Annotated in this window: 5 protein-coding genes; all 5 read left to right on the forward strand. The window is 67.2% G+C overall.

The features are described from left to right. Positions 1-159, forward strand: a 159-nt coding sequence (locus tag AB1346_03695) for an alcohol dehydrogenase (protein ID MEW6719533.1), incomplete at its 5' end; no start/stop codon positions are given. 31 nt (positions 160-190) lie between these two features. Beyond that, the gene (locus AB1346_03700; protein MEW6719534.1) at positions 191-1,111 is read left to right on the forward strand and encodes a TIM barrel protein; all 921 of its coding nucleotides are present in this window, start codon (positions 191-193) and stop codon (positions 1,109-1,111) included. A 43-nt stretch (positions 1,112-1,154) separates the two neighbouring features. Beyond that, on the forward strand, positions 1,155-2,141 hold the full coding sequence (locus tag AB1346_03705; GenBank protein MEW6719535.1) for a tripartite tricarboxylate transporter substrate binding protein: 987 nt from the start codon (positions 1,155-1,157) through the stop codon (positions 2,139-2,141). 46 nt (positions 2,142-2,187) lie between these two features. Then, positions 2,188-2,661, forward strand: coding sequence for a tripartite tricarboxylate transporter TctB family protein (locus AB1346_03710; protein ID MEW6719536.1), 474 nt, complete (start codon positions 2,188-2,190; stop codon positions 2,659-2,661). Between the two features lie 21 nt (positions 2,662-2,682). Then, positions 2,683-4,212 carry a tripartite tricarboxylate transporter permease gene (locus AB1346_03715; protein ID MEW6719537.1) on the forward strand — a complete coding sequence of 510 codons (1,530 nt, stop codon included), beginning with the start codon at positions 2,683-2,685 and terminating at the stop codon, positions 4,210-4,212. Positions 4,213-4,385: the final 173 nt, after the last annotated feature.

The following is a 4,385-nucleotide window of genomic DNA, read 5'->3' on the forward strand; positions in this document are numbered from 1 at the left end:
CGGGCGACGCACCGCGCGGCGGCCCTCATGGCGCAGAAGCGGTTCGACGCGAAGCTGATGCACACCCACACCTTCCCGCTGGACGAGGTCCCGAAGGCGTTCAAGTATTTCCGGGAGCGGATCGAGGACGCGATCAAGGTGGTCGTGAAGGGGCACTGAAGGGAATTTCACACTCCGGGAGAGGAAGCCCATGGAGAACTTCTCGATATACCGGTACATGAAGCTGGGGATCGTGCACTTCAAGGCGTACCCGCAGGCGACCACGGGCGAGGGGCCGATCGTGGAGACGCTGCGGAAGATCGTGGAGGACGACTTCTGGACGGCCGTGGAAGTCGGCTGGATGAAGGACCCCAAGGTGCGGCACGAGGCGCGCAAGCTCCTCGAGACCTCGCACCTGGAGGTCTGCTACGCGAACCAGCCGAGGCTGTTCTCCCAGAAGCTGGACATGAACGCCTTCGACCCGAAGGAGCGCAAAAAAGCGCTCGGCGCGATGAAGAACGGCGTCGACGAGGCGTTCCAGCTCGGCGCTTCCTGCATGCGGGTCTTCTCCGGAAAGCACCCCGGGGAGGAAAAGAAGGAGGAGGCGAAGAAGATCCTCATCGACTCCCTGCTTGAGATCTGCCGCTACACGAAGGAGCAGGGCGGGATGGACATCTACATGAAGGTCTTCGACTACGACATCGACAAGTGCTTCCTGATCGGCCATTTCAAGGATGCGGCCGACGTCGCGGAAGCCGTGCACAAGGAGTTCCCGAACTTCGGCGTGCTGGCCGATCTTTCCCATTTCCCGCTGCTGCGGGAAGACCCGAAGGATTCGATCCCGCTCGTCAGGAAATTCCCGATGCACTTCCACATCGGGAACTGTGCGTTCCGCGACCGGCGGCACCCGGGGTACGGGGACCTGCAGCCGAGGTTCGGGATGCCGGGCGGCGAGACCGACACCCCGCAGGTGACGGAATACTTCCGGCTCCTGCGCGACCTGAAGCTCATCGGCCCGGAAAAGCGGCCGGTCCTGAGCGCGGAGGTCCGCCCCCTGCTCGCGGAAGAGAGCTCGGAAGCCGTCCTCGCCAATACGAAGCGCGTCATCAAGGAAGCCTGGGCGTTGGTTTGATGATCCTGCGGACCGAACAAAAACAGCAGATCGAGGAGGAGCCATGAGAACGAAGCGTTCGACGAACGGCAGGACCGCGATCGTTGCATCCCTGTTCCTCGCCGCGGCGCTGCTCGCCGCGGGGACCGTCCCGGCGGCGGCCGACGTGTGGCCCGAGAAGCCGGTGGAACTGATCAACCCGTTCGCCGCCGGCGCGGCGGCCGACATCCAGGCGCGCAAGCTGGCGGAGATCGTTTCCCGCGACCTGGGGCAGCCCATGGTCGTGCGCAACGTCACCGGCGCGGGCGGCTCCATCGCCTACAACGAAGTGAACCGCGCAAAGCCCGACGGCTACACCCTGGTCTGGTACTCCGGCGCCATCAACACCCTCGCGGCCCGCAAGCAGATCCAGTACGATTACACCGCGTTCGTGCCCATCGCGGGGGTCGGCATCGAGACCGTGTGCATCGCCGTCGCCAAGGACGCCCCCTGGAAGGACTTCAAGGAATTCATCGCCTACGCCAAGGCCAACCCCGGCAAGATCACGATCGGGAACTCGGGGATGGGCAGCGTCACCCACATGGTGCCGCTGGCGATGGCTTCCAAGGCCAAGGCGCAGGTCGTCCACGTCCCGTTCGGCAGCGGCCTGGCGGTGGCTTCCGTGATGGGAGGCAAGATCCAGGCGTCCAGCCAGCACCCCGCGGAAGTCTTCAGCCAGGTGAAGGCCGGCGAAGTGCGCATCCTCGCCGTCAGCAGCGCGAAGCGGATCAACATCTGGCCCGACGTGCCGACGATGGCCGAGTCCGGTGTCGACCTCGAGTTCGACCAGTGGAGGGGGATCGCCGCCCCCAAGGGGACGCCGAAGCAGGTCGTCGACAAGCTGTCCCCCATCGTGAAGAAGGCGATCGAGAGCAGGGAATGGATCGAGTTCGCCTCCTCCCTGGGCACCACCCCGCGGTACCAGGACCCGGCCGTCTTCGGCGATTTCGTCGCGAAGATGGACAAGGAGACCCGGGAGATCATGGAGGAGTCGGGGCTGCTGAAGAAGTAGCCGCGTTTCGGCGCGGCGGCAAGAACTCCGGACCGGGGGAGGCCGAATGCAGCATCGGGAAGACATCGCGAGCAGCGTCGTCGTGGTCCTGTTCGGGGCCGCGTTCCTGATCTACGCCTCGCGGTATCCCGTGGACTCGCCGGCGTCCCCCGGGCCGGGGGTGTTCCCGAGGATCGCGGGAGGGTTCGTGGTCCTCCTCGGCTCCTGGCAGCTTGTCCACGCCCTCTGGAAATGGAAGCGGCGGGCGAAACCGGCTTCCCTCCCGGAAGGCGGCGGACCGGGAGCGGCAGGCGGCAGGGCGTCGCTCCTGCTGATCGCGGCGTTCGTCCTGTATATCCTCGGCATCCGGTATCTCGGCTTTTTCGTCTCCACCTTCCTCTTCGCCGTCTGCGTCAGCCGTCTCTCCGGAAAAGCGGGCCTGTGGAAGCCGGTCCTCCTTTCCGCGGGGCTCTGCCTGTTCTGCTACCTCGTGTTCGTGGGCTGGCTGAAGATCTCCTTCCCAAGCGGGCTGCTGTTTTAAGGGGCCGAAAGGACGCGCGGGATGCTCGAGAGCGGATTCTCCACCCACGTCCTGGCCGCGCTGCAGCCGGGAAACCTGTTCGCCTGCTTCGTCGGGGCGCTCCTCGGGACGCTGATCGGCGTGCTGCCGGGGCTGGGGCCCGCCGCGGCCATGGCCATGGTCATCCCCCTCACGCTGAAGCTGGGGCCAACGGCGGGGCTCATCATGCTGGCGGGGATCTACTACGGCTCCATGTACGGCGGCTCCACGACATCCATCCTGGTCAACGTGCCCGGAGAGCCCGCCAGCGTCGTCACGACGCTGGACGGCTACGCGATGGCGAAAAACGGCCGCGCCGGCGCGGCGCTGGCGATCTCCGCCATCGGATCGTTCTTCGCCGGAACGGTCAGCGTGATCGTCCTGCAGTTCTTCGCCCCCCTGCTGGCGCGCTCCGCACTGGCCTTCGGGCCGGCGGAGTTCTTCGCCCTGACGGTGCTGGGGATCGCGGTCCTTTCGAACCTGACCGGGAAGACCCGGACCCGCCCGCTGCTCCTGATGATGGCCGGGCTGATCCTCTCCATGGTGGGGGTCGATCCCATCCAGGGGCTGGAACGGTTCTCCTTCGGCATCGGCGCCGCGCAGGGGGGGATCAGCTTCATCGCCGTCACGACGGGGCTGTTCGGCGTCGCGGAGGTGCTGGCCATCCTTTCCCGGAGGGAGGAGGAGCCGGAGGTGGTCCCCGTCAGGTTCCGCGAGCTCTACCCCAGCCGGGACGAGCTGAAGCGGTCCGTCGCCCCCATGGGTCGCGGCTCCGTGATGGGATTCCTGATCGGCCTCCTGCCCGGGCCCGCGGCGACCATGGCGTCGTTCGCGTCGTACGCACTGGAGCGGGGGATCTCCAAGCGGCCGGAAACCTTCGGCAAGGGCGCCATCGAGGGCGTGGCGGGCCCCGAGGCGGCCAACAACGCGGCCGCCGGCGGCGCGATGATCCCGCTGCTCTCGCTCGGGCTGCCGTTCACCCCCGCCACCGCCGTCCTGCTCGGCGGGATGCTCCTCCAGGGCGTCACCCCGGGACCGTTCCTGCTGAAGGAGCGGCCCGACGTCTTCTGGGGGGTCATCGGCAGCTTCTACGTCGGGAATTTCATGCTCCTCGTCCTGAACCTTCCCCTGGTGGGGCTGTTCGCGCGCATCGTCCGGGTGTCGCCGCGGTACCTGATCCCGATCGTCCTCGTCATGTGCGCCGTCGGGACCTACGCGGACAACAACCAGCTTTTCGACGTCTGGGTGATGCTGGGGGCCGGGGTCCTCGGCTTCGTCATGCGCAAGTACCGGTACGAGCCGGCGCCGCTGGTGATCGGCCTGGTGCTGGGACCGGTGATGGAGCGGTCGCTCGCCCAGTCGCTGATCATCTCGCAGGGAGAGATCGCCGCCCTGTGGGCGTCCCCCGTGTGCAAGGTCCTCTGGGCACTCGTGCTGGTCTCCGCGCTTCTGCCCTTCGCGATCCGCGCGGGCTCGGCCGTCCGGAAAGCCGTCTGGGGCGAAAAGCCCACGATCGGCCCCGGCGTGGGGTGATCCCGGGTCAGCCGCCGGGAGCCAGCCCGCATTTCTCACCAGCCTCCTGCGGCGGCGGATACGGGCACACCTACTGCGTTGTGCCCCTCCCGCCGGGAACGGCATGATGGTGCCGGCGTCCGGGGGTACCCCAGGGAGCGTTTCTTTCCCGGGAGTGGGGCGCTCGGTCGGGC

The sequence above is a fragment of the Thermodesulfobacteriota bacterium genome, from assembly GCA_040758155.1.
GTDB lineage: Bacteria > Desulfobacterota > Deferrimicrobia > Deferrimicrobiales > Deferrimicrobiaceae > UBA2219.

Coding starts and splice junctions, on each gene's coding strand:
- AB1346_03710 (MEW6719536.1), top strand. CDS start 2,188: ATGCAGCATCGGGAAGACATCGCGAGCAGCGTCGTCGTGGTCCTGTTC.
- AB1346_03715 (MEW6719537.1), top strand. CDS start 2,683: ATGCTCGAGAGCGGATTCTCCACCCACGTCCTGGCCGCGCTGCAGCCG.
- AB1346_03705 (MEW6719535.1), top strand. CDS start 1,155: ATGAGAACGAAGCGTTCGACGAACGGCAGGACCGCGATCGTTGCATCC.
- AB1346_03700 (MEW6719534.1), top strand. CDS start 191: ATGGAGAACTTCTCGATATACCGGTACATGAAGCTGGGGATCGTGCAC.